This is a genomic window from Halomonas sp. KM072, from assembly GCF_050710315.1.
Taxonomy (GTDB): Bacteria; Pseudomonadota; Gammaproteobacteria; order Pseudomonadales; family Halomonadaceae; genus Vreelandella; species Vreelandella hamiltonii.
In genome coordinates, this window is record NZ_CP136132.1 from 2,670,698 (window position 1) to 2,697,010 (window position 26,313).

General features: G+C 63.3%; 23 protein-coding genes. 9 read left to right on the plus strand and 14 right to left on the minus strand.

What is annotated here, in order from left to right:
• The first annotated feature begins 2 nt into the window (after nt 1-2).
• From RVM26_RS12570 to RVM26_RS12590, 5 genes are read left to right on the plus strand one after another with little or no spacing between them, the layout of a single operon-like run.
• Complete coding sequence (locus RVM26_RS12570; RefSeq protein WP_498938956.1) at nt 3-1,691, plus strand: ABC transporter permease; 1,689 nt, start codon at nt 3-5, stop codon at nt 1,689-1,691.
• Entirely contained in the window at nt 1,691-2,326 is a 636-nt protein-coding gene (locus tag RVM26_RS12575; protein ID WP_039175265.1) for an ATP-binding cassette domain-containing protein, read from the plus strand. The genes RVM26_RS12570 and RVM26_RS12575 overlap by 1 nt, the downstream gene beginning before the upstream one ends.
• Nucleotides 2,313-3,032, plus strand: coding sequence for a TIGR04283 family arsenosugar biosynthesis glycosyltransferase (locus RVM26_RS12580; RefSeq protein WP_498938957.1), 720 nt, complete (start codon nt 2,313-2,315; stop codon nt 3,030-3,032). Before RVM26_RS12575 ends, RVM26_RS12580 begins: the two co-directional genes overlap by 14 nt.
• Complete coding sequence (locus tag RVM26_RS12585; protein WP_498938959.1) at nt 3,022-3,648, plus strand: TIGR04282 family arsenosugar biosynthesis glycosyltransferase; 627 nt, start codon at nt 3,022-3,024, stop codon at nt 3,646-3,648. The genes RVM26_RS12580 and RVM26_RS12585 overlap by 11 nt, the downstream gene beginning before the upstream one ends.
• Before the next feature lie 54 nt (nt 3,649-3,702).
• Nucleotides 3,703-5,841, plus strand: a complete 2,139-nt coding sequence (locus tag RVM26_RS12590; RefSeq protein WP_227407064.1) for a dihydrolipoyl dehydrogenase family protein — start codon at nt 3,703-3,705, stop codon at nt 5,839-5,841.
• Between the two features lie 33 nt (nt 5,842-5,874).
• Here RVM26_RS12590 and RVM26_RS12595 read toward each other — a convergent pair whose 3' ends face one another.
• Entirely contained in the window at nt 5,875-6,255 is a 381-nt protein-coding gene (locus RVM26_RS12595) for a hypothetical protein (RefSeq protein WP_016915016.1), read from the minus strand.
• 173 nt (nt 6,256-6,428) lie between these two features.
• Here RVM26_RS12595 and RVM26_RS12600 point away from each other — a divergent pair, with 173 nt between their 5' ends.
• Nucleotides 6,429-7,820 (plus strand): GGDEF domain-containing protein, encoded by a 1,392-nt coding sequence (locus tag RVM26_RS12600; RefSeq protein WP_498938962.1) that lies wholly within the window; start codon nt 6,429-6,431, stop codon nt 7,818-7,820.
• Nucleotides 7,821-7,856: 36 nt separating this feature from the next.
• The gene (locus RVM26_RS12605) at nt 7,857-9,017 is read left to right on the plus strand and encodes an NAD(P)/FAD-dependent oxidoreductase (RefSeq protein ID WP_498938964.1); all 1,161 of its coding nucleotides are present in this window, start codon (nt 7,857-7,859) and stop codon (nt 9,015-9,017) included.
• Nucleotides 9,018-9,034: 17 nt separating this feature from the next.
• Here RVM26_RS12605 and RVM26_RS12610 read toward each other — a convergent pair whose 3' ends face one another.
• The 3 genes from RVM26_RS12610 to RVM26_RS12620 are packed head-to-tail and all read right to left on the minus strand — an operon-like array spanning nt 9,035 to nt 10,463.
• Entirely contained in the window at nt 9,035-9,463 is a 429-nt protein-coding gene (locus RVM26_RS12610) for an META domain-containing protein (RefSeq protein WP_394427436.1), read from the minus strand.
• Between the two features lie 48 nt (nt 9,464-9,511).
• Nucleotides 9,512-9,952, minus strand: a complete 441-nt coding sequence (gene gloA / locus RVM26_RS12615; protein ID WP_016915020.1) for a lactoylglutathione lyase — start codon at nt 9,950-9,952, stop codon at nt 9,512-9,514.
• Nucleotides 9,953-10,007: 55 nt separating this feature from the next.
• A complete protein-coding gene (locus tag RVM26_RS12620; protein ID WP_498938966.1) occupies nt 10,008-10,463 on the minus strand; it encodes a DUF411 domain-containing protein in 456 nt (151 codons plus the stop codon).
• Nucleotides 10,464-10,538: 75 nt separating this feature from the next.
• Between RVM26_RS12620 and RVM26_RS12625 the strand changes: the two genes are divergently transcribed.
• On the plus strand, nt 10,539-11,618 hold the full coding sequence (locus tag RVM26_RS12625; RefSeq protein ID WP_498938968.1) for a metal-dependent hydrolase: 1,080 nt from the start codon (nt 10,539-10,541) through the stop codon (nt 11,616-11,618).
• A 30-nt stretch (nt 11,619-11,648) separates the two neighbouring features.
• Here RVM26_RS12625 and RVM26_RS12630 read toward each other — a convergent pair whose 3' ends face one another.
• The 7 genes from RVM26_RS12630 to rho all read right to left on the minus strand — a co-directional run bounded on the left by RVM26_RS12630 (nt 11,649) and on the right by rho (nt 18,498).
• Nucleotides 11,649-12,377 carry an MliC family protein gene (locus RVM26_RS12630; RefSeq protein WP_498938970.1) on the minus strand — a complete coding sequence of 243 codons (729 nt, stop codon included), beginning with the start codon at nt 12,375-12,377 and terminating at the stop codon, nt 11,649-11,651.
• 14 nt (nt 12,378-12,391) lie between these two features.
• On the minus strand, nt 12,392-12,904 hold the full coding sequence (locus tag RVM26_RS12635; RefSeq protein ID WP_498938972.1) for a DUF3087 family protein: 513 nt from the start codon (nt 12,902-12,904) through the stop codon (nt 12,392-12,394).
• 63 nt (nt 12,905-12,967) lie between these two features.
• Entirely contained in the window at nt 12,968-14,032 is a 1,065-nt protein-coding gene (locus RVM26_RS12640; protein ID WP_498938974.1) for a 3-deoxy-7-phosphoheptulonate synthase, read from the minus strand.
• A 635-nt stretch (nt 14,033-14,667) separates the two neighbouring features.
• Nucleotides 14,668-14,796 carry a hypothetical protein gene (locus RVM26_RS12645; protein ID WP_016915027.1) on the minus strand — a complete coding sequence of 43 codons (129 nt, stop codon included), beginning with the start codon at nt 14,794-14,796 and terminating at the stop codon, nt 14,668-14,670.
• Nucleotides 14,797-14,862: 66 nt separating this feature from the next.
• Complete coding sequence (locus tag RVM26_RS12650) at nt 14,863-15,642, minus strand: ferredoxin reductase domain-containing protein (protein WP_498938976.1); 780 nt, start codon at nt 15,640-15,642, stop codon at nt 14,863-14,865.
• Nucleotides 15,643-15,683: 41 nt separating this feature from the next.
• On the minus strand, nt 15,684-17,177 hold the full coding sequence (ubiD, locus tag RVM26_RS12655; protein WP_498938978.1) for a UbiD family decarboxylase: 1,494 nt from the start codon (nt 17,175-17,177) through the stop codon (nt 15,684-15,686).
• 61 nt (nt 17,178-17,238) lie between these two features.
• Complete coding sequence (gene rho, locus RVM26_RS12660; RefSeq protein WP_016915030.1) at nt 17,239-18,498, minus strand: transcription termination factor Rho; 1,260 nt, start codon at nt 18,496-18,498, stop codon at nt 17,239-17,241.
• Nucleotides 18,499-18,913: 415 nt separating this feature from the next.
• Here rho and ppx point away from each other — a divergent pair, with 415 nt between their 5' ends.
• The gene (gene ppx, locus RVM26_RS12665; protein WP_189462677.1) at nt 18,914-20,458 is read left to right on the plus strand and encodes an exopolyphosphatase; all 1,545 of its coding nucleotides are present in this window, start codon (nt 18,914-18,916) and stop codon (nt 20,456-20,458) included.
• On the opposite strand, the gene tilS is transcribed toward ppx, so the two are convergent.
• From tilS to dnaE, 3 genes are all read right to left on the minus strand, one after another.
• Nucleotides 20,455-21,753, minus strand: a complete 1,299-nt coding sequence (gene tilS / locus RVM26_RS12670) for a tRNA lysidine(34) synthetase (protein ID WP_498938980.1) — start codon at nt 21,751-21,753, stop codon at nt 20,455-20,457. The two genes, ppx and tilS, sit on opposite strands and share 4 nt — an antisense overlap.
• Entirely contained in the window at nt 21,734-22,690 is a 957-nt protein-coding gene (gene accA, locus RVM26_RS12675) for an acetyl-CoA carboxylase carboxyl transferase subunit alpha (RefSeq protein WP_486996834.1), read from the minus strand. Before accA ends, tilS begins: the two co-directional genes overlap by 20 nt.
• Before the next feature lie 95 nt (nt 22,691-22,785).
• On the minus strand, nt 22,786-26,289 hold the full coding sequence (gene dnaE, locus RVM26_RS12680; RefSeq protein WP_498938982.1) for a DNA polymerase III subunit alpha: 3,504 nt from the start codon (nt 26,287-26,289) through the stop codon (nt 22,786-22,788).
• Nucleotides 26,290-26,313 lie beyond the last annotated feature (24 nt).

The window sequence follows — 26,313 nt, forward strand, 5'->3', positions numbered from 1 at the left end:
TCATGATGCTGCGGCTGGCGCCCATCACCCTCGTGGCGCTGCTGGTCCTGCCGGTGACGGCAGGGCTGGCCATGGTGCTGCTGCCCGCCTTTGGCTATCTGCCGGTCATTGGTCGCGAGCAGCTGAGCCTCGCCCCCTGGCAACAGCTGCTGGCCCAGCCGGGGCTGGGCCGCTCGGTGCTGGTCAGCCTGTTCAGCGGCCTGGCCAGCACTGCCCTGGCGCTGCTGGTGGTGGTGCTGTTTCTGGCCGCCAGCCAGGGCACCTGGCTGGACCGCAGCCTGCGGCGATGGGTGTCGCCGCTACTGTCGATTCCCCATGCGGCGGTGGCCTTTGGCTTTGCCTTCCTGATCGCCCCTTCCGGCCTGACGGCGCGGCTCTTCTCGCCCTGGCTGACCGGCTGGGAGAGCCCGCCAGATGCGCTGGTGGTCAATGACCCCTGGGGGGTGGCCTTGACCCTTGGCCTGGTGCTCAAGGAAGCGCCCTTCCTGCTGCTGATGAGCCTGGCAGCGCTGCCCCAGCTGCAGCCCGAAAAGCGGCTTCGGCTTGCCCGGTCGCTGGGCTATACCCCGGTGATCGGCTGGTTGAAGGTGGTGCTGCCCTCGCTCTACCCGCTGATTCGGCTGCCGGTCTACGCGGTGATCGCCTACGCCACCTCGGTAGTGGATATGGCGCTGATTCTGGGCCCGCGCCTGCCGCCGACCCTCAGCGTGTCGATTCTGGGCTGGTTCAACGACCCGGACATCACCCGCCGCCTGATGGCCTCTGCCGCGGCCGTGCTGCAACTGGGAGTCACGGTGCTGGCCCTGCTGCTCTGGTGGCTCATGGAGCAGGGTGTGCGCTGGTCAAGCCGGGGCTGGCTCGTCAACGGCAGCCGCCAGCGCGGCGCCACGGCAGTGAAGATTGCGGGCCGAGGCGGCCTGACTCTGGTAACCGTCGCCGCCCTGGCAGCCCTGGCGGGGCTTGCGCTGTTTTCGGTGGCCGGTTTCTGGCGCTTTCCTGAGCTGTTCCCGCAAGCGTTGACCCTGGACCACTGGCAGCGCAGCGCCCCTCAACTCGCAGGCCCCCTGCGGACGACCCTGGCCATTGCGGTGGTCTCCACGGGGGTGGCGGCGCTACTGGTGGTCGCGGCGCTGGAGCATGAGCAGCGCCAGCAGATTCGTCCTTCCCGTGCCCTGTGGCTGCTGTACCTGCCGTTACTGGTGCCGCAGATTGCGTTTCTGTTTGGCTTGATCGTGGCGGCGGAAAGCCTCGGGATTCGCCCGCAGCTGGCATTGGTGATGGCGGGCCATTTGCTGTTCGTGCTGCCCTACCTTTACCTATCATTGGCGGAAGCCTATCGACAGCTCGACCCGCGCTGGATTCACATGGCACAGTCGCTGGGTGTCACGCCCAACCGCGCGTTTTGGCGGGTGCGGCTGCCGCTGCTGCTTGCCCCGCTGCTGACGTCGCTGGCCGTCGGGTTGGCCGTGAGCATCAGCCAGTACCTGCCCACGCAGCTGCTGGGGGCGGGCAGGGTTTCCACCGTGACCACCGAGGCGGTCGCCCTCGCCTCCGGCGGCAATCGACGTTTGATTGGCGTCTGGGCGCTGGTGCAGGCCGTTCTGCCGCTGGCGGGTTTCATGCTGGCGCTGGCGATCCCCCGCTGGCTGGGAGCGCCCCGCAGCGTCTCGTCCAATGAAGGAGCTCGGTAATGAACACCGCTCGACATGCCCTGACTCTGGAACAAGTGCGCATTTTCCTGGCAGAGCGCGAACTGCTCCACGTCGAAGCCACCATCGCCCCCGGCGACGTGCTGACCGTCATGGGGCCTTCCGGCTCGGGCAAATCGACCCTGCTAGCCTTGCTGGCCGGTTTTCTCGCCGCCCCCTTTCGTGCCGAAGGCCGACTATGGCTGGGCGAGCGCGAGCTCTCCCCCCTGCCAGCAGAGCGGCGTGGTATCGGCCTGCTGTTTCAGGACCCGCTGCTGTTCCCCCACCTTAGCGTGGCGGGCAACCTGCGCTTTGGCCTGCCCAGGCGTAGCCCGCAACCCCAGGCACAGGTGGCCCATGCGCTGGCTCAGGTCGGGCTGGCCGGTTACGAAGCGCGTGACCCGACCACCCTTTCCGGCGGGCAGCAAGCCCGGGTCGCGCTGATGCGCTTGCTGCTCTCCCAGCCCCGGGCCGTATTGCTGGACGAGCCGTTTTCCAAACTGGACACGGCGCTGCGCCAGGAAATGCGTGCGCTGGTGTTCGGGCAGCTCCGCGACGCCGGGCTGCCGACCCTGCTGGTCACCCACGACGAGGCCGACGCCTCGGCAGCGGGAGGCGACGTGCTTGTCCTCGACTGACCACGGCCCTGGGCTTCCCAGGGTGACGCTCATCATCCCGATGCTCAATGAAGCGGCGAGCATCCACACCACGCTGATGCGCCTGCAACCGCTACGCTCACAAGGCGTCGAAGTGCTGGTGGTGGATGGCGGCAGTCGCGACGCCAGCGTGGCACTCGCCACCCCGCTGGCCGACGCGGTGCTCGAAAGCCCGTCGGGCAGAGCGCGGCAGATGAACCTGGGCGCCCGGCAGGCGCGAGCGCCCCTGCTACTGTTCCTGCACGCCGATACCCACCTGCCCCAGGGCCATGAAACCCGGGCCATCGATGCGCTTTGCCAGGCGCTGCTGCACCGCCACTGGGGGCGCTTTGACATCCGTCTGGCAGGGCAAAGCCGCTGGCTACCGCTCGTCGCCGCGCTGATGAACCGACGCTCTCGGCTCAGCGGCATCGCCACCGGCGACCAGGGGCTGTTCGTGCGTCGTGAGACGTTTTTTGCGCTGGGCGGCTTTCCCGACCAGCCGCTGATGGAAGATATCGAACTCAGCAAGCGCCTGAAGGCGTACTCACCGCCCGCCTGTCTGCCCCATAAAGTGGTAAGCTCGGGCAGGCGCTGGGACCAGCAGGGCGCCTGGACAACCATCTGCCTGATGTGGCGGCTGCGCTACCGCTACTGGCGTGGCGTCAGTGCCACGCAACTGGCCAAGGAGTACCGTGATGCCCGTTGACTCGCTGCCTGCCCACTTGCACCTGTTGGCCAAGGCCCCACTGCCCGGCCACGCCAAGACACGGTTGATCCCCGCTTTGGGCCCTCAGGGGGCCGCCGATGCCCATGCCACCATGGTGCGCCACTGCGTGGCCACGGCCTGCGAGGCCCTTGGGGCGAGCCAGGTCACGCTTTGGACCTCGCTGGAGCATAATCACCCGCTGTTTCTGGAGCTGCAGGCGCAGCATGGCATTGCCCTGGCTGCCCAGCAGCCTGGCGACGTGGGCATGCGCGTTCGTCGGGCACTGAATCACACGTCAGGCTACCCGGCCATGGTCATGGGCACCGACTGCCCCAGCATCAGCGTGGCCATGCTGCGACGCTGCCGAGCAGCCCTGGCCACCTTCGATGTGGTCATTCTGCCCGCCGAAGATGGCGGCTACGGGCTGATTGGCAGCCAACAGGACTACCCCGAGCTGTTCACGGCGATTCCTTGGGGCACCGAGCAGGTGCTGAGCGTGACCCGCGAGCGCCTTGCCGCGCTGGGCCTGGAGGCCGCCTACCCCGACACCATGTGGGACATCGACCGCCCCGAAGACTGGTTTCGCTGGCAACAGCTTCATCAAGCGAGTGTGTAAGGCACTCTCGCTTATCGTCACTGACCATCACCTCTTCCTCTGCCGGAGCCTGCCATGAATCGTCAGCGCCTGCTGCTCATCACCCTGCTGCTGTTGGCCATACTGGGCTTTTACGTCAGTGGCGCCCACACCTTCTTTACTCTGGAGACCTTGCAGGCCTATCGCAGCCAGTTTCAGGCAGCGTTCCAGCAGTCTCCCTGGCAAGTGGCGGGTCTGTTCTTCGCGGTGTATGTGGTGATGACGGCGCTCTCCTTGCCCGGCGCAGCCTTGTTGACGCTACTGGGCGGGGCACTGTTTGGCCTGGGCTGGGGGCTGCTGATCATCTCCTTTGCCAGCACCCTGGGGGCCACCCTGGCGTTCCTGCTCTCGCGCTTCTTGTTTCGTGGGCCGATTGAAAAGCGCTTTCCCCGCCAGTTCGAGACGGTCAACCGAGGTGTGGAAAAGGACGGCGCGTTCTATCTGTTCACGCTGCGCCTGGTGCCGATCTTCCCGTTTTTCATGATCAATCTGGTCATGGGACTCACGCGGATCAAGCTCACCACGTTTTACTGGGTGAGCCAGCTGGGCATGCTGCCGGGCACGGCCGTCTATGTGAACGCGGGCGGCCAGCTGGGTGAGCTGGAGAGCCTGGGGGGAATCGTCTCGCCGGGGCTGCTGGCTTCGTTTGCACTGCTGGCGGTGTTTCCCTGGCTGGCCAGGCGTATTGCCGCTGCCGTGCAAACGCGAAAGGCTTATAAGGGCTTTACCCGGCCTGAGCGCTTCGACTACGACATTGTGGTGATCGGCGGTGGCTCGGCGGGGCTGGTCACCAGCTACATCGCCAGCGCCGTCAACGCCAAGGTAGCCCTCGTTGAAAAGCACAAGATGGGCGGCGACTGCCTGAATACCGGCTGCGTGCCTTCCAAAGCGCTGATACGGGCGGCACGGGCGGCCCACGAGATTCGCACCGCCCATCGGTTTGGCGTCAGCGCCAGTGCCCCCGAGGTGGACTTCGCCAAAGTGATGGGCCATGTCCATCAAGCCATTGCCGACATCGAGCCCCACGACAGCGTCGAACGCTATACCGGGCTGGGGGTCACGGTGTATCAGGACCACGCCCAGCTCGTCACGCCCTGGCAAGTTCGCGTGGGGGATACCACGCTCACCGCGCGCCATATCGTGCTGGCCACGGGGGCTCGTCCGCGGGTGCCGCCGCTGCCCGGCATCGAGCACGCGCCGCTGCTCACCTCGGAAAACCTGTGGGCGCTCACCGAGCTGCCCAAGCGCCTGGTGGTGCTGGGCGGCGGCGCCATTGGCTGCGAACTCAGCCAAAGCTTTGCCCGGCTGGGCAGTCAGGTCACCCTGGTTGAAGGTGCGCCCCAGCTGTTGGGCCGGGAAGATAGCGAGGTAGGCGAGCATGTGGCAGGCACGCTCTCCGGGGAAGGCGTGACGGTGATGACGGGCGCCACTGCGCTGGAAGTCAGCCAGGCAGACGGTGCGCACCAGCTCGTCATCGAACACCAGGGGGAGCGTTTGACGCTGGCGTTCGATTATCTGCTGGTCAGCGCGGGGCGTCAGGCCAACGTGGAAGGCTTGGGGCTGGAAACACTGGGCATCAGTACGACCCAGGCCGGCACACTGGCCCTCAACGAGCGGCTGCAAACCCGGGTGCCCAACATCTGGGCCTGCGGTGATCTGGCAGGCCCCTATCAGCTGACCCATGCGGCAGCGCATCAGGCCTGGCACGCCGCCGTCAACGCCCTGTTTGGCGAGCTGAAAAGCTTCGCCGTGGATTACCGTTTCATGCCCGCCGTGACCTACGTACAGCCGGAAGTGGCGCGGGTGGGGCTGAATGAAAAAGAGGCCACCGCCAAAGGCATTGCCTACGAAGTGACCCGCTACGCCATGCGCGACAGCGACCGCGCCATTGCCGAAGGTGCCACCGAAGGCTTCATCAAGGTGTTGACCGTGCCCGGCAAGGACAAGATTCTGGGCGCCACCATCGTGGCGGAAAACGCTGGCGAGTGGCTGGGCGAGTTCACCCTGGCCATGAAACACGGGTTGGGGCTGAACAAGCTGCTCGGCACCATTCACCCCTACCCCACCCTGGGCGAAGCGGCCAAGGCCACCGCAGGCGTATGGAAGAACGCGCACAAACCCGAGCGTGTGCTGGCCTGGTTGAACCGCTACTTTCACTGGCGCCGTGGCGAATGACCACCGCGGGCAGGGGCGCTTGGGTGCGATGGATCAGGGGGGTTGTGGGTCGTTTACGAAGTTTTCCATGATGTCGCGCACCAGTTTCCGCTGTGCCTGGGGTAACTGGCGATACAGGGCCAACAGCCTCAGTTCATCGGCATCGGGGGATACCTGCCAGGCGGCGGCAGGCTCCTTGACACCCACCACCTCAGCCGCGCCGTAACGCAAATAGTGCGGAGAGACGGACAACCACTGGGCCAGAACCAGCAGCTTTTCCTGGCTTGGAAACGAGTCTCCCCGCAACCAGCGCCTGACCGCCTGGAAGGTGATGGGTTTTCCCCAATAGCGCAGATTGAATTCACGCTCCAGAACGGAGGGCCGGGCTTCGTACCCTGCCGCTTGCATGGCGGCTATCAAACGCTCGGCAAACATGCTTTTTTCATTCATGCCGCCAATGTGAAGTGATTCTTCAATAAGAGTTGAATAACGGTTAACCTTCTGATTGAATCATTACTTCAATTCCGAATTAAACTACACCGTGCATGCACCCCCACGCACCCCACAGATACGCAAGACGGCCACTAGCGCGCCAGGAGTCTGCCAGGATGAGCCAGACGCCTTATCTTCCTGAACCGAGTTATCTGCACCGTGCGTTATCGACCCTTGGTTCGGCTCCCGACCCGGATACGCTGCTGAAGGGGCTGGCCAGCACGCTTTACCATATCAACCGTCAGCAGCCCATCGCCCTGTACCGTCTTCACGACGCCAAAGCACTGCACCTGACCTACTATCTTTCGCCTGCTGGCCAACAGGCAGCCCCCCATGCGCTGCGGCTCATCACCTCGCTCGCCTCTTTGTCCACGCTCGGGCTGGACTATCGCGACATCCAAGGTGAGTTCGACACTTGGGGCTATGTGGCTTATCCAACGCCGGATACTCATGAGCAAACCCAGTGGCTGACGCTCTTCATCGACCTTGCCAGCCAGCGCCTGCGTCTTTTGAAGGCCGCCAATGCAACAGAGCGGCGTATACGCCTGAGGCGGCGAAGACGCTCCATTCTCAAAGACATGCAGCACACATGCAGTATCGACCACCTCGTGCAACGTCACGGACAAAGCTGGTGTCGCATCTTCCAAGCGGTCGGCATAGCGCTCTATTATCAGGAAGAGCTGGCCTGCTTTGGCCAGTGCCCCCCTGAGCGCCAGCTTCTAGCGGCCATCGCGTCCCTGGCAGCACCACTGGACGACACGGAGACCATCGAGCTCGATGGCGAGTGCGCGGGCGGGATTGCCGTCAGTGTTCATGTTGCCGACGCACAGCCAGCGTGGCTGATGCTGTTTCGTCGTCGTCACGCCGTGCCACTGCTGCCCGAACTGAGCTGCCCGCATACTCCTGTCGGCTACTGGCTCGCGTCCGAGATCAACAGCCTTGCCGAGCTGGCCGATGACTTGACCTCGGTCATCACGGCCATCGAAATCGCCAATCTCAACCAGCAGCTCGTCGCCACGAATCAATGGCTGGAAACTCTGGCGCACAAGGACGCCCTGACCCAGTGCTGGAACCGTTACTATACCGAACTGGTGCTCGACAGTATCGACCCTACCCACACCACCATGGCGCTGATTCTGTTCGACATCGACGATTTCAAGTGCATCAATGACACTCATGGACATGCGGTAGGCGATGATGTGTTGCGCGATCTGGTCGCAGTGGTGCAGGGTACCTTGCGTCAGGGAGACCACCTTGGCCGCTGGGGCGGCGAAGAGTTCATGATTCTGGCCAGGGAGCTCGACCATGAGGGCACCTTGCAGTTTGCCAACCGCGTACGGCTAGCCGTCGCAAGCGCCCGCTTCGCCGTGGCGGCGCCGGTCTCGATCAGTATGGGAGCCACGCTGGTACACGCCCATGAATCGCCTCGGCAATGGCTTGAACGCGCCGACCAGGGCCTCTATCTTGCCAAGCAGGCTGGCAAGAACCGGTGCGTTCTTTGCCCTTGATGCTGCCCTGCAGCCCTCGACAAGAGAGCACTCCCGATGCCCCCACCCAAGCGGCTGCTACTCATCGGCGCAGGCCACGCCCACGCCTTCGTGCTGGAAGCGTTTGCCCAGCGCCCGGACCCGACGATATCGCTCACGGTGGTCAGCGATAGTCCACTGGCCGCCTATTCCGGTGGCGTGCCTGCCTGGCTTGCGGGGGAGTGCACGCTGCGCGACACCCAGCTGGACATCGCCGCGCTCTGCCAGCGGGCGGGGGCTCGTCTCATCACTTCACCGGCCGTGGCCCTGTGCCCCACGAAACGCCAGGTCACCTTGGCAGATGGCCATGTGGAGGCCTTCGACGTGGCCTCGCTCAACGTGGGCGCAACTCTCCAGCCGCCTCAGCACGCCGAAAACGCTGAGCGCACGCAGCCCGCCCTGCTGGCCATGCGGCCACTCGGTTCTCTGCACCATCGCTGGCAGGCGCTGTTGGAGGATATCGACCAGCTGACTCCCGGCACACGGCAGAACGTGGTGAGCGTGGGGGGCGGTGCGGCGGGCTGTGAAACCCTGATGAGCGTACTGGCACAGCTGCGCCAGCGGCGTCCCGACGTGGCATGGAAAGGCGCCATCATCAGCGCGTCCCCCTCGCTGCTGCCTGGCGCTGGCTGGCTACCGCGCAGGCTGGTACTGCGCGCACTTCAACGGGCCGATATTGCCGTACACGCGGGATTACGGGGCAGTGCATTAGTGGCGGGCGGCGTGCATACGCAAGCAGGCCAGCGTATCGACGCCGACATCGTGCTCTGGGCCACCGGCGCCGTGGGCCAGCCTTGGCTCGAGAAAACCGCGCTGCCACGCAACGAACGGGGGTTCATCAGCGTAGACACGACCCTCGAAGTCACAGGCCTCTCGGGGATATTTGCGGCGGGAGACTGTGCAGCGCTCGCCCAGCACACGCCGCCACTGCCCAAGGCCGGCGTGTACGCAGTGCGCATGGGGCCCGTGCTGGCCGACAACCTGCGAGCCGCCTGCTACGGCGCCCCGCTGGCCACCTGGAAGCCCCCCAGGCATGTGCTGGCACTGATTGGCACGGGGGACGGTCGTGCCATTGCCAGTCGAGGCGCCATCGGTTTTTCAGGTCGCTGGGTGTGGAAATGGAAAAAGCGGATCGATGCGCGCTTCATTGCCCGCTTCAATCCGCCTTTCACACATTAAAACCGTTCCTGCCGCTGCTAGCCGTTGGCTTTTCGCCAGCCGCCCAGCACCCGGCTATCCGGGCCGAAGAACACCAGCCGATCATGGTCGATCAGGTAGCGGTAGGCGGTATCCAGCATGTCCGTGACCCGCTTGGCATCTTCCATGTTCGGGCAGGCCATGCGGGTGGACGCCAGCTCACTAAACTCGATGCGCTGACTCTCTCCCAGGCTGACCGTACCGGTAAACTGGTTGCAGCCATCCGAACCACTCACCTTGCCGTCACGCCCAATGCGGAAAAATGGCGTATTGGGCATCGACAAACGCTCATCGGTTCCTACCAACAGCAGGTTCCAGCGCTGCTCGACGACCGGCCCCGACAGATCACCACGGGGGGGCGCATCCACTCGCTCCTGCTGCGGTGAGCTACCACAGGCAGCCACCAGTAGCGCCAGACTCAACCCCATCAACGTATTACGATAGTGTGCTTTCACCTTGCGTGTGCTCCTGCTCATTCACCAGCTGCCGCTGTTTTCCATGGATGCCCAAGGCTCTTGAGGCGCCAGGGCATCGCCTTTTTGCAATAACTCGATGGAGATGCCATCCGGCGACTTCACGAACGCCATATGGCCATCCCGAGGCGGACGATTGATGGTGACGCCATTGTCCTGGAGCTTCTGGCACAGGTCGTAGATGTTCTCGACACGGTAAGCCAGGTGACCGAAATTGCGCCCGCCGGTGTACTCCTCGGGGTCCCAGTTGTAGGTCAGTTCCAGCTCGGGCGCCGTCAGGCGCGCTGAGCGCTCTTCATCATCCGGCGCAGCCAGGAATATCAGCGTAAAACGCCCTTTCTCGTTCTCTTTACGGCGTACTTCCTTGAGACCTAGCAGGTCGCAATAGAAGTGAAGCGAAGCGTCCAGGTCATGGACGCGAACCATGGTATGTAGAAATTGCATTGAGTCGTCTCTCTCTGGTCAAGTGCAGCGCCAGTAGGTCAGCGCTAACCCTTTGCTATGGTTGAAGATACTCGCTAAAGATAGCAGGCGGACGCGCATCGCGGGTGAATCCTAGCACCGCGTAGTCGTCTACCCTGCCGGTTTTCATGCCCGGTGAACCATGCGGCATACCGGGTACGGCCAGGCCAGCAATAGCCGGGCGCTCCTCCAGCAAGCGCTGAATGTCACCCGCTGGCACGTGGCCCTCGATGACATAGCCCTCTACCAGCGCCGTATGACAGGACGCCAGCTCAGGGGTAACGCCATGCTCTATCTTGATGGCGCGCACCCCATCATGGCGGTGGTGGTCGACCTCGAAGCCAGCCTCTTCCAGATGGCTGACCCAGTCGCTGCAACAGCCGCAGTGTGGGTCACTGTGTACCTCGATCACGGGAGCGGCCTGTGCAGACGACAACGATACGGCCAGCCCTGCTATCATCAACAGCGGCATTATTAGACGTTTTTTTGACATTTCATCACCATCACTAAAGATCTGTATAATACTAACACCATCACGCGATAGACGGGACGACCCCGGGAGGCATCAGTGGATTCGATTACACAGGCGGCATTGGGCGCCGCTGTGGGCGGCGCAATATTGGGGCGCCGCTGGGGCCGCAAGGCCATCGTGGTGGGCGCGCTTTTGGGCACACTGCCCGACCTGGACGTGGTGCTGGACTACGGCGATGCGGTGGCCAATGTCACCGAGCACCGTGGCTTCAGCCATTCGCTGTTCGTGCTGACGGGGCTGGGTACGCTGCTGGCCCTCCTGACCGCCTACCGCTGGCCCGCCACGCGGCAGCGCCCCGTTCACCTGCGCCACTGGTGGTGGTTCTACGTCCTCTGCCTGACCACCCACCCGCTGCTGGACGCCCTGACCACCTACGGCACCCAGCTGTTCTGGCCGCTGGACGTGCCCCCGGCTGCCTGGCCGATCGTGTTCATCATCGACCCGCTTTATACGCTGCCGCTATTGCTGGCCCTGCTGATTGGCGCCTCGACCCTCAAGGTCCAGAAATCGTGTCGCGTGGGTCTGGCGGTGTCCAGCGCCTACCTGCTGCTGGCCGCGGGCGCCAAGTGGCACGTCGAGCAGCGCCTGGCCCCCGCCCTGGCCGAGGCCAACCTGCAGCAGGCGCCGGTAATGGTGCAGCCCACCCCCTTCAATATTGCCCTATGGCGCGCCACGATCATTGACGACGATCACTACTACGAGAGTCTGATCAGCGTGTTCGACCGCCAGCGCACACCCGCGCTGGAGCCCTTGCGGCGTAACGTGGCACTGGAAAGCGCGGCCCTTGGCAACCCCAAAGGGGAGCGCCTGGCCTGGTTCACGGGGCCATTCCTGCGCTACGAGATCCGCCAGATCGATGGCGTCGATACGCTGATCGCCACCGACATTCGCCTCGGGTTCCCCGGCTTTCACCCCTTCAACTTCACCCTGGCCACCCGGGAAGATGGGCGCTGGGTACCGCTGGATAGCAGCGAGCAGGTCAGCACCCTTCGCGGGCTGGAGCTGGAAACCCTGGCGCGCCTGGCGTCACGGGCAGGTGGCGATATTTCGGCACTCTGCGCCACTGACTTCGTCGATCCTCAATGGCGAGCAGAGCCCTTCCTCCATCGCTGCTGAGCCCGCATGAAGGGAAGTTCAGAGTTGTGGTCAGGGCGCAATGCCCTGGCCACACCCCTTGTACTGCTCGCCGCCGATACTGACCGTGACACGGGCTGGGTACGGCAGGCCTTTCATGTCGTCAAAACAGGCCCCTGATTCGATCCTTACCCGGAAAAACGACTCGGCATCGGCGTTTTCGATCACCACACGACCCGCGGCGTTATCCATGACGCTGACCATATAAGGTAGCGTGGTCGTTTCACTGCCGTACTGCGTGGTCCAGGTCATGACCGGGGCGTCATGGGCCAGCTCGATACTCCAGCCGGGCTCGTTGCCTCGCGCCAGGAACATGACGCCCGGATGTGCCGCCCGGGTGGCCGCAGCGCGTGCCAACCCCTGCTGGCACTGCAACTGGCCACGCGGCGTCTCTACCTGGGCCTGCTCGCCACGGTTCCAGAAGCTGATCTCGCCATCCTGATAACGCGCACCACTGGCCACCACGGCCTGCGGCAAACGCCAGGCACCGTGCAGCGACCACAAGCGTAATTCGTCGCCATTCAAGGCGGTGACCAGATCCTGATGAGCAGGCTGGCAATGCCAGGCCTGGAACTGCTCCGCACTGCCGGGAAACAGTGCAGAAGGCAACAAGGGTGCGGTGCTATGCACCGTGGTGCGGGTGGGGGTTTCCGCCGCAGGTGGGGCACTGGCACAGCCTGCCAGCAGGGCCACCGAGGCCATGGCCAACAGCGGACGAAAGGTAATGGGCTTGGCAATCATGAGGCAGGTTCCCGTTATGACGGTTTGAAGGCGCTGAGATCGTGCGGGTCGAAAGACGTTACCTCTGCGGGCAAGCCGAGCGCTTCGCGCCGGACCTTGACCTGCATCTTTTCGGCCAGCCGTTCGGCATCGTCATCGGTGGTGCGGCCGTTCAGTTCGGCCAGTTGCGACATGCCCTGGTGATAAAAGGTCAGGATATCCAGCGCCAGGCGATTATCCTCTTCTACCCCACGACGCAGCGGCTGCAGATAGCTGCTGATGCGCGACAGGTGATGCTTGAGCTGCCAGACGTAGCGCATCTCCACCATCCAGGGCCGCTCACGCAGGGCGGCAAACATGGCGCTGGTCGCCAGCAGGCCCAGCAGCACCCCGAGGGCATTCAGCCAGAAGCTGCTGCCGAAAGTCGCGGTCAGCAGCATGGAGAACAGCAGGCCGAACACCACCAGCTGCCCTGCCATGATGATGCTGATGATGCGCGCCTTGCGCCGATAGATATCTGGATCGTGGTGCTCAAGGGTAAAGGCCATGGCCAACCTCGTTATCGAAAGGAACCTCTTATGATACGGGGCTGACCAGGTCAGTCAACGCGCTCAGGCCAGCTGTTCGGCGGCGCTCTTCAACAGCCGCTCGGTGGTCTCCCAACCCACGCAGGCATCGGTGACCGAGACGCCATAGCGCAGTTGGCCCGGGCTCAGCGGCTGCTTGCCTTCGAACAGATGGCTCTCCAGCATCAGCGCGACCAGGCGGGCCTCGCCTGCCTGGCGCTGCGCCAGCACCTCCCGCATGACCTCGCTTTGCCGACGATGATCCTTGCGAGCGTTGGCATGGCTGCAGTCCACCATCAGGCGCGGGTTCTGCCCCGCACGTTGCAGCGTGTCGATGGCCGCCTGCACGTGGTGGGCCTGGTAATTGGGCTCGCCGTGCCCGCCGCGCAACACCACATGGGTGTGCGGGTTACCGGCGGTTTCCTGCATGATGGGGCGCCCCTGGCGATCCATGGCAAACCGCTGATGGGCGTGCGCCGCGGCCTGCATGGCGTCGATGGCCACCTGCACATCGCCACTGGTGGCATTCTTGAAACCCACTGCGGCGGTCAGGTCACTGGCCAGCTCCCGGTGCAGCTGGGACTCCGTGGTCCGTGCGCCAATCGCCACCCAGCTCAGCAGATCATCCAGGTAAGGCGCCAGCATGGGCTGCAGCAGCTCGGTCGCCACCGCCAAGCCGCGCAAGGCCACCGCATGCATCAACTCCCGCGACAGGGCAATTCCATGAGGCATGTCGCCGCTGCCATCCAGGTGCGGGTCGTAGGCCAGTCCCTTCCATCCCACCGTGGTACGCGGCTTCTCCACGTAGACACGCATGACCGGCAGGATATGCTGGCCAATGTCGTCGCTGAGCGCCGCCAGGCGGTCGGCATACTCCAGTGCGGCATCCGGGTCGTGAATGGAGCAAGGCCCGACCACCACCAGCAGGCGGTCATCCTGGCCATTCAAAATACGCTGCACTGCACGCTGCTGCTCGGCAATCTGTGCGGCCAAGGGGGCACTGATGGCAATGCGCTGGCGCAACTCAGCGGGCAACGGCAAGGGTGTGGAGGACAAGGAGACGTGGTCGTCTGCCAGCGGGGCACGTTGGGGGGCAATAGGGGCATTCATGGGTCAACTCTCCGAGATCGTGGGACACAGCGCTAAACATCGCAATTCTTCCTTGCCACCCAGGCAAGCACGATCGGAGGTGGCAGCTTGCACCGACCGCGCGTCACTAAATCGCCAGCCATAGCCATAGCCGATATGACGGAAGGCCTGGGGGCTAACGATTGCGCGGTTGCGGTAAGACATGGTGCAGCTCCTGTGTTGCATTGAATGAAAACCCGTGGCCCGTTCAGGCCAGCCTGGCTGACCGCAGCGTAAAACGAAAAAAGCCTCGGTGGGGTAACCCACCGAGGCTTTTTGCATGCGGCAGGTCACCTGTGCGGTGTGCCTGCCGGCCCGACATCAGGCGTCGGCCAGCGGCACACCCTGGCTAAACCAATACGCTGCATAATAAACGGACTGGGAAGACGCGACGCTCAGCGACGTATTCGCCCACGCGCTCGCCACCGTTTCCGGTTGGCACTGGCGGCGGTCTGAACACGCAGCATGATGCATGGCGGCTTCCTCATGAAAAGTCATAACGACGATACTGCTTAATCCTGCCTGCCAAAACGCCAAATGGCAACCCGCCATTCGAGGTTCTTCATGCAAGATTTTCCGTTCAAGGGGCTGGCCTGCCCGCCAGACCAGCGACAGCCTCAGTTACTGAAGGCCTGAATCCAGCCGATGGTGGCGGGCAGCGCACTCATGCTGACCAGCACGACGATGCCCAGCACGATAGGCAGCAGTCCGGATTCATCTTTGAAGTCTTCATCATGATGGGCCATATAGCCTCCTCGTCAAAGGTCTACAGGCGGCTCTTGCCGCTCTATTGCTTACGTCGGTGGATCATTCTAGTGAGGGCGTGGAGCGTAGGCAAACACATCCGAGAACATACGCTCACTGCTCGCGCCCAGCCGCTCCAGCACATCGACGCAGGCGTACACCATACCCGGCGAACCAGAGAGGTAAATATCACAGCCTTCCGGCGTGCCCAGCGTTTTTTCCAGTGCCTTCACCAACTGGCTCTCCAGCACCAGGTCTACCCGCCCCTGATGGTGGTGAATACGCTCGCCAGCAGCGAGAGGTTCGGTCAGCGGAAACTCGGTCACCGCATGAAACGACAGCTGCTCGGCCTGCTGAGCCCACTGGCATGCCAGGTCTTCGGCATACAGGTCGCGGTGCTCGCGGTTTGCCCACCACAGCGATATCGGCCGCTGTGGCTGGTCACGCAGGGCCGCCTCGACGATGGCTTTCATCTGCGCGAACCCGGTTCCTGCGGCGATCAGCAGCAAGGGGCGCTCACTCTGCCCATCCAGCACACAGTCACCGCTGGGCAGGCGTACGGTCAGCTGGTTGGCCACCTGTAGCAACTGGCGTAACCGACGGGAGTTCTCGCGCTCGGGCCAGTGCTGGATCTGCAGCTCCAGGGTGCCGTCGCCGCGGTCGGCGCTGGCAATCGAGAAAGGCACCCAGGTATCGTCGTCCAGCTTGAGTTCCAGGTACTGGCCGGGCGCATGCTGCATTGCCTCTGCGCGTCCGGCAAGCGCCACCCTGAAGACATCGGGAGTGAGATCTTCAACGGCGGTCACCTGGCAGGTCAGCGTTTTACACGTTGACGTATTAACGCTCATGAAAGCCTCTTTTTGGCAAATCGTTCAGTCCCACGGCAGCACTAGCCGTGTCGCGGTGCGGGCAGGGGAATATCGATACCCAGCTCTTCCCAACGCTGGTCGACGCGGGTCTTGATGGCATCCTCCATCACGATGGGCGTTCCCCACTCTCGGTCGGTTTCCCCGGGCCACTTGTTGGTGGCGTCCAGACCCATCTTGGAGCCCAGTCCAGAAACCGGCGAGGCAAAGTCCAGGTAGTCGATGGGGGTGTTCTCGACCATCACCGTATCCCGGGCCGGGTCCATGCGGGTAGTGATGGCCCACATGACGTCTTCCCAGTTACGGGCATCGACATCGTCGTCCAGCACGATCACGAATTTGGTGTACATGAACTGACGCAAAAAGCTCCACACCCCCATCATCACCCGCTTGGCATGGCCCGGATACTGCTTCTTCATGGTGACCACCGCCATGCGGTAGGAGCAGCCTTCCGGCGGCAGGTAGAAATCGACGATTTCGGGGAACTGCTTGCACAGGATCGGCACGAACACCTCGTTGAGCGCCACGCCTAGAATGGCGGGCTCATCGGGAGGACGCCCCGTGTACGTGGAATGGTAGATCGCGTCGCGGCGCATGGTCATGCGCGTCACGGTAAACACCGGGAACCGGTCTACTTCGTTGTAGTAGCCGGTGTGGTCGCCGAAGGGGCCTTCCGGAGCCATGTCGTCGGGATAGATAAACCCTTCCAGCATGATTTCAGCGGAGGCAGGCACGTCCAGCTCGGCATGGCCGCACTTGACCAGCTCGGTGCGCGACCCGCGCAGCAGCCCGGCAAACGCGTACTCCGAGAGCGAATCGGGCACCGGGGTGACCGCCCCCAGGATCGTGGCGGGGTCTGCCCCCAGGGCCACGGCCACGGGGAAGGGCTCGCCAGGATGCGCCTTCTGGAATTCCAGAAAGTCCAGTGCGCCCCCACGATGGGACAGCCAACGCATGATCAGCCGATTCTTGCCGATCTTTTGCTGGCGGTAGATCCCCAGATTCTGACGTTTCTTGTGCGGCCCTTTGGTGATCACCAGCGGCCAGGTCACCAGCGGCGCTGCATCACCCGGCCAGCAGTGCTGAATGGGCAGGCGGTCCAGGTCTACGTCGTCACCTTCGTAGACCACTTCCTGGACCGGGGCGCGTTTGACGTTCTTCGGCCCCATGCTGAGCACCTGCTTGAAGATCGGCAGCTTCTCCCAGGCATCCTTCAGCCCCTTGGGCGGGTCAGGCTCCTTCAGAAACGCCAGCAGTTTGCCGACTTCCCGCAGGGCTTCTACCGACTCCTGCCCCATGCCCAGCGCAACACGCTTGGGCGTACCAAACAGGTTGCCCAACAGGGGCATGTCGTGACCTTTGACATTTTCGAACAGCAGTGCCGGGCCACCAGCACGCAGCGTACGGTCACAGATTTCGGTAATTTCAAGGTAGGGGTCAACTTCGGCGGTAATGCGCTTGAGCTCACCTTGAGCTTCCAGCGCTGCTATGAAATCGCGCAAGTCGTTATACTTCAAGGTCCTCTCCTCAACCCGGATATCAGTCGCCGCGTAGCGGGTGGCGCCACAATGCAGCGCCTTAACGGCGCTTCATTGCCTCGAAGAATTCCAGATTCGTCTTGGTATCTTTCAGACGGTCGATCAGGAACTCGGTCGCGGCCGTATCTTCCATCGGGTTGAGCAGCTTGCGCAGAATCCACATGCGCTGCATTTCGTCTTCCGACGCCAGCAGGTCTTCGCGACGCGTGCCGCTGCGACGAATGTTGATGGCCGGGAAGACGCGCTTTTCGGCCAGCTTGCGGTCCAGGTGGGCTTCCATGTTGCCGGTGCCCTTGAACTCTTCGAAGATGACTTCGTCCATCTTGGAGCCGGTGTCGACCAGCGCCGTGGCGATGATCGTCAGGCTGCCGCCCTCTTCGATGTTACGCGCCGCACCAAAGAACCGCTTGGGCTTCTCCAGCGCGTGGGCATCGACACCACCGGTCAGTACCTTGCCAGAGCTGGGCACCACGGTGTTGTAGGCCCGCGCCAGACGGGTGATGGAGTCGAGCAGAATCACCACGTCTTTCTTGTGCTCGACCAGCCGCTTGGCCTTCTCGATGACCATTTCGGCGACCTGAACGTGACGCGCCGGCGGCTCATCGAACGTCGAGGCCACGACTTCGCCACGCACGGTGCGCGACATCTCGGTGACTTCCTCCGGGCGCTCATCGATCAGCAGTACGATCAGATGACACTCGGGGTTGTTACGCGTGATGGAAGTGGCGATGTTCTGCAGCATCAGTGTCTTACCCGCCTTGGGGGGCGACACCAGCAAACCACGCTGCCCTTTGCCGATGGGGGCGGTCAGGTCGATGATACGTGCGGTGAGATCTTCGGTGGAGCCGTTGCCGATCTCCATGCGCAGACGCTCGGTGGGAAACAGCGGCGTCAGGTTCTCGAAGAGAATCTTGTGCTTGGCGTTTTCCGGGCGGTCAAAGTTGATCTGACTCACCTTCAACAGGGCAAAGTAACGCTCACCCTCTTTCGGCGGACGGATCTTGCCAGAAATGGAGTCGCCCTTGCGCAGATTGAAACGACGAATCTGTGAAGGCGAGACGTAGATGTCGTCCGGTCCGGCGAGGTACGAGCTATCCGCGCTACGCAGGAAGCCAAAGCCGTCCTGAAGAATTTCCAGTACACCGTCGCCATAAATGTCCTCGCCACTTTTGGCGTGTTTCTTGAGGATGGCGAAAATGATGTCCTGCTTGCGCGAACGGGCGAGGTTGTCGATACCCATCTCGCGGGCAATATCGAGCAGCTCGGGAACGGTTTTTTGCTTGAGTTCAGTGAGATTCATCGGTGTGTTAGAAAATTGCTCATGAAAGCTGGGCGACGAGCGCCGGGAATAAGACAGGAGGCGAGGCCTAAGTCATTAGGGCAAAGCGCCGAGTGATGCGTTCAGACTCCATCCAGGCACACGCTCGATTGATAAGTATGGGCAGTCGCGTCGGCCATGATGTAGCCATTAGCCGTAATTGGTGACCGCTGGGCGTGAGGGTAGGTTATCTGACGACTTGGACATCTGGCTGATGCCATCGGAATACGTCTTGCTCGGGGTGCCGAGTCAACACGCTTGTCTGGACGTACAAGCCAACTCGGATCAGGCCAGTTACCCGATGGTAGTCAAGCCCCGCGACAAACGCAAGCCTTTGGCAATTGACAATAGCCAGAGGGCGCCGCAACCTTGGCATAGCCAACTTGAAGGATAGCTCATGCCCAAGGACATTTCGCTCCCCACCGATGCGCCTAACAGCGAAGTAGACAGCGCTGCCCCTCAGCGCCTGGCCGCCATTGACCTGGGCTCCAACAGCTTTCACTTGCTGGTTGCCAACTACCAGAACGAGCGGCTGCAAGTCGTTGCCCGGCAGGGTGAGAAGGTGCAGCTTGCTGCAGGCCTGGATGCTAATGGCTACCTCAGCGAAGCCGCCATGCAGCGGGCGCTGGATTGCCTGAGCCGCTTTGCGCCCTTTCTGACCGACATAGAGAGCGCCAACCTGCGGGTGGTGGGCACCAACGCGCTACGTGACGCCCACAATAGCCAGGACTTCATCGAACGCGCCGAAGCCCAGCTTGGCCACGCCATTGAAATCATTGCGGGGCGTGAAGAGGCCCGACTGATCTATCTGGGCGCCGCCCATGCCCTGGCCGAGAACGGCCGCCGCCTGATCGTCGACATTGGCGGGGGCTCCACGGAGTTCATCATTGGTGAAGCCTTCGAGCCCAAGGCGCTGGAGAGCCTGCGCATGGGCTGCGTGACGTTCAGCCAGCGCTTTTTTGCCGATGGCGAGATTACCGAAAAGCGCATGCGCCGCGCCGAGCTGGCGGCACTCTCGGAACTGGCCAATATCCAGCGGCCTTACCAGCGCCTGGGCTGGGATGACCCGGTGGGCTCCAGCGGCACGATCAAGGCTGCCGCCAGCGTTCTGTTCGCCTACGGCGATGCGCCCCAGGAAGGGGTGATTACCCGCAGCGGCCTGCAAAAGCTCAGAGAGCGGCTGGTAAAGTGCAAGCACCTGGACAAGGTCGAGCTGGATGGCCTGAAGGCAGACCGCGCCCGGGTATTCCCGGCGGGCATCGCCATTCTCAATGCCGTTTTCGAAGCCTTCGACCTGCACCAGATGCGTTTTGCCGATGGCGCGCTGCGGGAAGGCGTGCTGTATGACATGGCCGGGCGCAACAGTGCCGAAGACACTCGCTCACGCACCCTGGAGCTGCTCAAGCGCACCTACGATGTGGATACCCGGCAAGCCGAGAACGTGGCCGACACCGCTGGGCGGCTGTTCAAACGACTCCAGCCCTCCTGGGGGTTGAGCAACGAACAGGGACATTTCCTGAACTGGGCCAGCCATGTCCACGAGATCGGGCTCGCCATTTCCCATAGCCAGTTCCATCGTCACGGCGCTTACTTACTGGAGCATTCGGACCTGGCCGGGTTTTCACGCCCGGAACAGCGCCTGCTGGCCTTTCTGGTGCGCGCCCATCGACGCAAGTTTCCGCTCAAGGAGTGGCAGGCACTGCCCGCATCCCAACAGCCCACGGCGGGCAAGCTGGCTCGCCTGCTGCGTCTGGCGGTGCTGCTCAATCACTCTCGGCCCGAAAGCCCCCCGGCGCTGCCACACATCGTGGTCGATGACAGCGGCGAAGGTTTGGTGATCACGCTCCCCCAGAGCGATGAGCCTACCCTGCTGAGCACCGACCTGGAGCAGGAGCAGGGGCATATTGCGGGGGCGGGTTTCGTGCTGACGCTCGTCAGCTAGTCAGGACACCGCACCGTCACCCCCGCCCCCTGCCAGAGCACTCTGACAGGCGGCTGCAAGATGGCCAGGCAGCACTCTCCTTCCATCACCAGCAGCAGCCGCTGACGCTCCCAAGGGGGGATCGACTGCTCCTGCAACCAGCGCTTCAGGTCACGACGGCCACGCCCCGGCAGCTCCAGCGCTTCTCCACCCTGACGCCCGCGCAGCATGAATGATGCACGGCCAACACATTGTGCGCTCTCTACGTCGAGCGCAAGCGCCAACGTGCCCAGCGGCGTCGCCAGGCCTGCCCGGCCATCCCACGCCGCCTGCCAGCCATCCAGCGGCGCCTGCGGGACCATCACGTAAAGCCCGCCCCGCCATACCCGCGCTTCTGCCCCGGGCCATGTGATGTGCACACGCGCCTGAGCGGCAGCACTCAACTGGGCCAGCAGGCTGGCCAACCGCGCCTTTGGCGGCGTCGGTAACCCGTGTTGCTGGCACAGCGTCCGCACCAGCAGTCGTTGGCGAGGAAATGGCAGCGCGGCCAGGGCATGGGCGTCGATACACCCGGGCGACAACGCCAAACCGGCCAGCTCCTCGGCGGCGTAGCTGGCCAGTAGCCCATCGGCCTCTCCCGCCCAGGCAGCACTGCGGGCCAACGCCCGGGCGGCCCCGGGCCAACGCTGGCCGAGCACGGGCAGCACGGCGTGGCGCAGGTAGTTGCGATCGTAGCAGGTATCCTGATTGGTGGGGTCTTCGCACCACGCCAGCCCCTCGTGCCGGGCAGCCTCGCGCAGTTGGTCTCGCCGAACGCTCAGCCACGGGCGCAGCAGTACACGCCCCTGCCACTCACGGCGCCAAGGCATGCCAGCCAACCCACGAATACCGCTTCCGCGCAGCGCTGCCAACAGCCAGGTCTCTGCCTGATCATCCTGATGCTGCCCCAGCCATAGCGTGTCGCCGGGAGCGAGGTACTCGAGAAAGGCCTGATAGCGCGCCCGCCGGGCAGCGCCTTCGATACCCTCCCCCTGCAGTTCGACGCTGACCCGCGCCACGCTGAGCGGGACGCCGAGCCGCTGGCAAAGCGCTGCACAGTGGGCTTCGAAGTCGGCGGCGGCAGGTTGCAAACCATGGTGAACGTGCAGCGCACGCAGGCTGCGGTTACGCCGTTGGCAGACCCTTGCGGCCAGGGTCAGCAGCAGCGAGGAGTCCAGCCCGCCCGAGAGCGCCACCCAAACGCAACGCCCCGGCGGGGTCTCCGCCAGGGCGTCGTCGAGCAGCGCAAGCAGTGCGTCAGGCGGCAGGGGCGCCATAGCTCATCAGGCGTGCGTAGCGGCGCTCCAGCAGCGCCTCATGGTCCAGCGCCTGGAGTCGATCGAGGCTTGCCGTCAGCGCTTCCTTGACCCGCTCTGCGGTGGTGACGGGATGACGGTGGGCGCCGCCCAGCGGCTCCTTGATCAGCGAGTCCACGAACCCCAGCTCCTTGAGGCGCTCGGCCGTGATGCCCATGGCCTGAGCCGCGTCGGCGGCTTTCTCGGCACTCTTCCACAAAATGGAGGCGCAGCCTTCCGGAGAGATGACCGAGTAGGTGGAGTACTGCAGCATGTGCAGCTCGTCACACACGCCAATCGCCAGGGCACCACCGGAGCCACCCTCCCCGACCACCGTGGAGATGATCGGCGTTTTCAGCCGCGACATGACGGCCAGGTTGTAGGCGATGGCTTCCGACTGGCCACGCTCTTCGGCATCGATGCCGGGGTAGGCGCCAGGAGTGTCGATGAAGGTGAGAATGGGCATCTTGAAGCGCTCGGCCATCTCCATCAAACGACACGCCTTGCGGTAGCCTTCCGGACGCGGCATGCCGAAGTTGCGGCGTACTTTCTCTTTGACGTCGCGGCCCTTCTGATGGCCAATGACCATGACCGGTGCATCGTTCAGACGAGCAACGCCACCGACCAGCGCCGCGTCGTCGGCGAAGTTGCGATCACCGTGCAACTCGTCGAAGTCGGTAAAGATGTACTCCAGGTAATCCAGCGTATAGGGGCGCTGCGGGTGCCGCGATAGCTGGGAAACCTGCCAGGGGGTCAAGTCCTTGAAGATCGACTCCGTCAGCTTGCGGCTTTTCTCTTCCAGCCGAGCAATCTCGTCAGAGAGGTTCACCTGGCTGTCGGAGCTGACCAGACGCAGCTCTTCGATCTTTGCCTGGAGCTCGGCAACGGGCTGTTCAAAATCAAGATAATTTGGATTCATCGGCTCTGCCTGTAAGCTGCCTGTCATAAAAAGGCATTGTCAAAACGCATCTCGGTTGGGGCCATTATCGCACCCTGACCCCGCCACGCAAGGGCTCAGCGATAGCGTAGCTGAACCCCCACCTGGCCCTGAACGTCACGCAGGGCCAGCAGCAGGTCGTCGCTGGGGGCCACTTTCCACTCATCGGCCAGCTCCAGCCACCCTACGGCGTCCGGATGGCGATACTGCAGCCTCACCGGCAGGCCTTCGCTATCCCGGTAAGGCGCAAGGCTGTCGCGCAGGCTATCCACCAGGCGGCCATTGATCTGCCCTGCATCCAGCGCCAGTTCCACGGCCTGGCCATAGCGCACCCGGGCGGTGACCATCGGGGTGACGTCCTTGCCGCGCAGGCGCAGCCCGCCCGAGAAATCATCGCTGGAGACTTCTCCCTCGACGATGATGACCTGATCCGACTCGATCTGACCGCGCAACTGGTCGAACAGCTCACCGAACAGCGACGCTTCGATACGCCCGGTGCGGTCGTCCAGCGTGATGAAGGCCATGGTGTCGCCACGCTTCGACTTCATGGTACGCATGGCCACCACCAGCCCTGCCACCCGCTGGGGCTCGCGGGACGGCTTGAGGTCGCTGATGCGCGTAGAGACGAAGCGCTTGAGCTCGCGCTCGTACTCATCGATAGGGTGGCCGGTAAGGTAAAGCCCCAGGGTGTCTTTTTCACCCGAGAGACGCTCGCGGTCGGTCCACTCTCGGGCATGGCGGTACTCGGCGTACACATCCCCGGCCTCTTCTTCGGCAGCAAACACGTCCCCGAACATGTCCAGCATGCCCAGGCTCTGGTTGGCATGGTTCTGGGCAGCGGCCTTGAGGGCGTCTTCCATGGCGGCAGCCAGCACGGCACGGTTGGGGCCCAGGGTGTCCAGCGCCCCGGAGCGAATCAGCGCTTCGAGGGTGCGCTTGTTCATGCGCTTGGGGTCGATACGGCGGCAGAAATCGAACAGATCCTTGAAGGGGCCATCGGCATTGCGTGCCTCGACGATGGCGCCAATCGGGCCTTCGCCCACGCCCCGGATGGCCCCCAGGCCGTACACTACGCGGCCTTCCGTATCCACGGTGAACTTGTATCCACCCACGTTGACATCCGGAGGTGTCACGGTGAGCTTCAGGTGGCGGCACTCTTCGATCAGCGGCACCACCTTGTCCAGGTTGTCCATCTCGGTGGACATGACCGCCGCCATGAACGGGCCTGGGTAGTGGGCCTTCAGCCATGCGGTTTGGTAAGAAACCAGCGCGTAGGCCGCCGAGTGCGACTTGTTGAAGCCATAACCGGCGAATTTCTCCACCAGGTCGAAGATGTTGCCCGCCAGGTCCTTGTCGATACCGTTGGCGGCACACCCTTCCATGAAACCGGAGCGCTGCTTGGCCATCTCTTCGGGCTTTTTCTTGCCCATGGCCCGGCGCAGCATGTCCGCCTGGCCCAAGGTGTAGCCAGCCATCACCTGGGCAATCTGCATGACCTGTTCCTGGTACAGGATGATGCCGTAGGTCGGCGTCAGTACCGGTTTCAACAGCTCATGCTGATAATCCGGGTGTGGATAAGATACTTCCGCCCGGCCATGCTTACGGTTGATGAAGTCATCCACCATGCCCGACTGCAGCGGGCCCGGACGGAACAGGGCTACCAGGGCGATCATGTCGTCCAGGGAGTCGGGCAGCAGCCGCTTGATCAGCTCCTTCATGCCGCGGGATTCGAGCTGGAACACCGCCGTGGTCTCTGCCCGCTTGAGCATTTCGAAGGTCTTGCCGTCGTCCAGCGGGATGGCATCGATATTAAGCGGGCCCTGGCCTGCTGCATCGCGCACCTTGTCCACCATCTCCAGCGCCCAGTCGATGATGGTGAGGGTCCGCAGCCCCAGGAAGTCGAATTTCACCAGCCCGGCGTCTTCGATGTCGTTCTTGTCGAACTGCACCACCAGCCCGGCGCCATCCTCGTCACACAGCAGCGGCGAAAAATCGGTCAGCTTGGTGGGCGCGATGACCACGCCCCCCGCGTGCTTGCCGGTGCCCCGGGTGGTGCCCTCCAGCTTCAGGGCCATTTCCCAGATCTCTTCCGCCTCTTCATCGTTGTCGATGAACTCCTTGAGGGCGGGCTCCTGCTCGATGGCCTTGGCCAGCGTCATGCCCACTTCGAACGGGATCAGCTTGGAGAGCTTGTCCCCCAGCGAGTACGGCTTGCCCTGGGCACGGGCCACGTCACGCACCACGGCCTTGGCGGCCATGGTGCCGAAGGTGACGATCTGGGAGACCGCGTTGCGGCCATAGCGGTCGGCAACGTAGTCGATGACCCGGTCGCGCTTTTCCATGCAGAAGTCGACGTCGAAATCGGGCATCGAGACACGCTCGGGGTTGAGGAAGCGTTCGAACAGCAGGTCGTAGCCAATCGGGTCCAGGTCGGTGATCTTCTGGGCGTAAGCCACCAGCGAGCCCGCGCCGGAGCCCCGACCAGGGCCAACGGGCACGCCGTTGTCCTTGGCCCACTGGATGAAGTCCATGACGATCAGGAAGTAGCCCGGAAACCCCATCTGGATGATGACGTTGAGCTCGAATTCCAGGCGGTCACGGTAGCGCTGCTCGATCTCGCGGAAGGCGTCGCCGTCGCGGGGGTACTCCTCGGCGGGAAACAGAAAGTCGAGCCGCTCGGTCAGGCCGTCATGGGAGACCTTGCGGAAGAACTCATCCTGGGTCATGCCCTCGGGGATGCCGAATTCCGGCAGGAATATCTCGCCCAGGCGCACATCCACGCTACAGCGCTCGGCAATCATCACGCTGTTTTCCAGCGCTTCCGGAATGTCGGCAAACAGGGCCGCCATCTCTTCCGGGCTTTTCAGGTACTGCTCTTCGGTATAGCGGCGCTCGCGGCGCGGATCGTCCAGCGCCTTGCCTTCCCCGATGGCGACACGGGTTTCATGGGCCCAGTAATCGTCGCGGGCCAGAAAGCGTACGTCGTTGGTGGCCACCACCGGCGTGTTGGTCTCGATGGCCAGCTTGACGCTGGCATGCACGCAGGCTTCCTCCAGCGGCCGCCCTGTGCGCACCAGCTCCAGGTAGAAACGGTCGGGGAAGGCCTGCTGCCACTCCTCCAGCAGTTGGCGCGCTTCACGCGCATGTTCCGACAGCAAATGACGGCCAATGTCGCCATCGCGGCCGCCGGACAGCGCAATCAGTCCGTCGCTCTGAGCCAGTACCCACTGCTTGTCGAGAATCGCCCGCCCCTGGCGTTGCCCGTGGGTCCACCCCTTGGAGATCAGCTCGGTGAGGTTGCGATAGCCGTCCTGGTTCATGGCCAGCAGCGTAATGCGATACGGGTGCGCTTCATCGTGGGGATTGGCCAGCCACAGGTCGCTGCCGATGATGGGCTTGAGCCCCGCACCTTGCGCCGCCTTGTAGAACTTCACCAGGCCAAACAGGTTGGTCTCGTCCGTCAGCGCCAGCGCGGGCATCCCCCGTTCAGCGGTGGTACTGACCAGCGGCTTGAGCTTGACCAGACCATCGACCAGGGAGTATTCACTGTGCAAACGAAGATGAACGAACGGAACCGTCATGAGACTCTCAGCATAAAGCGCAAA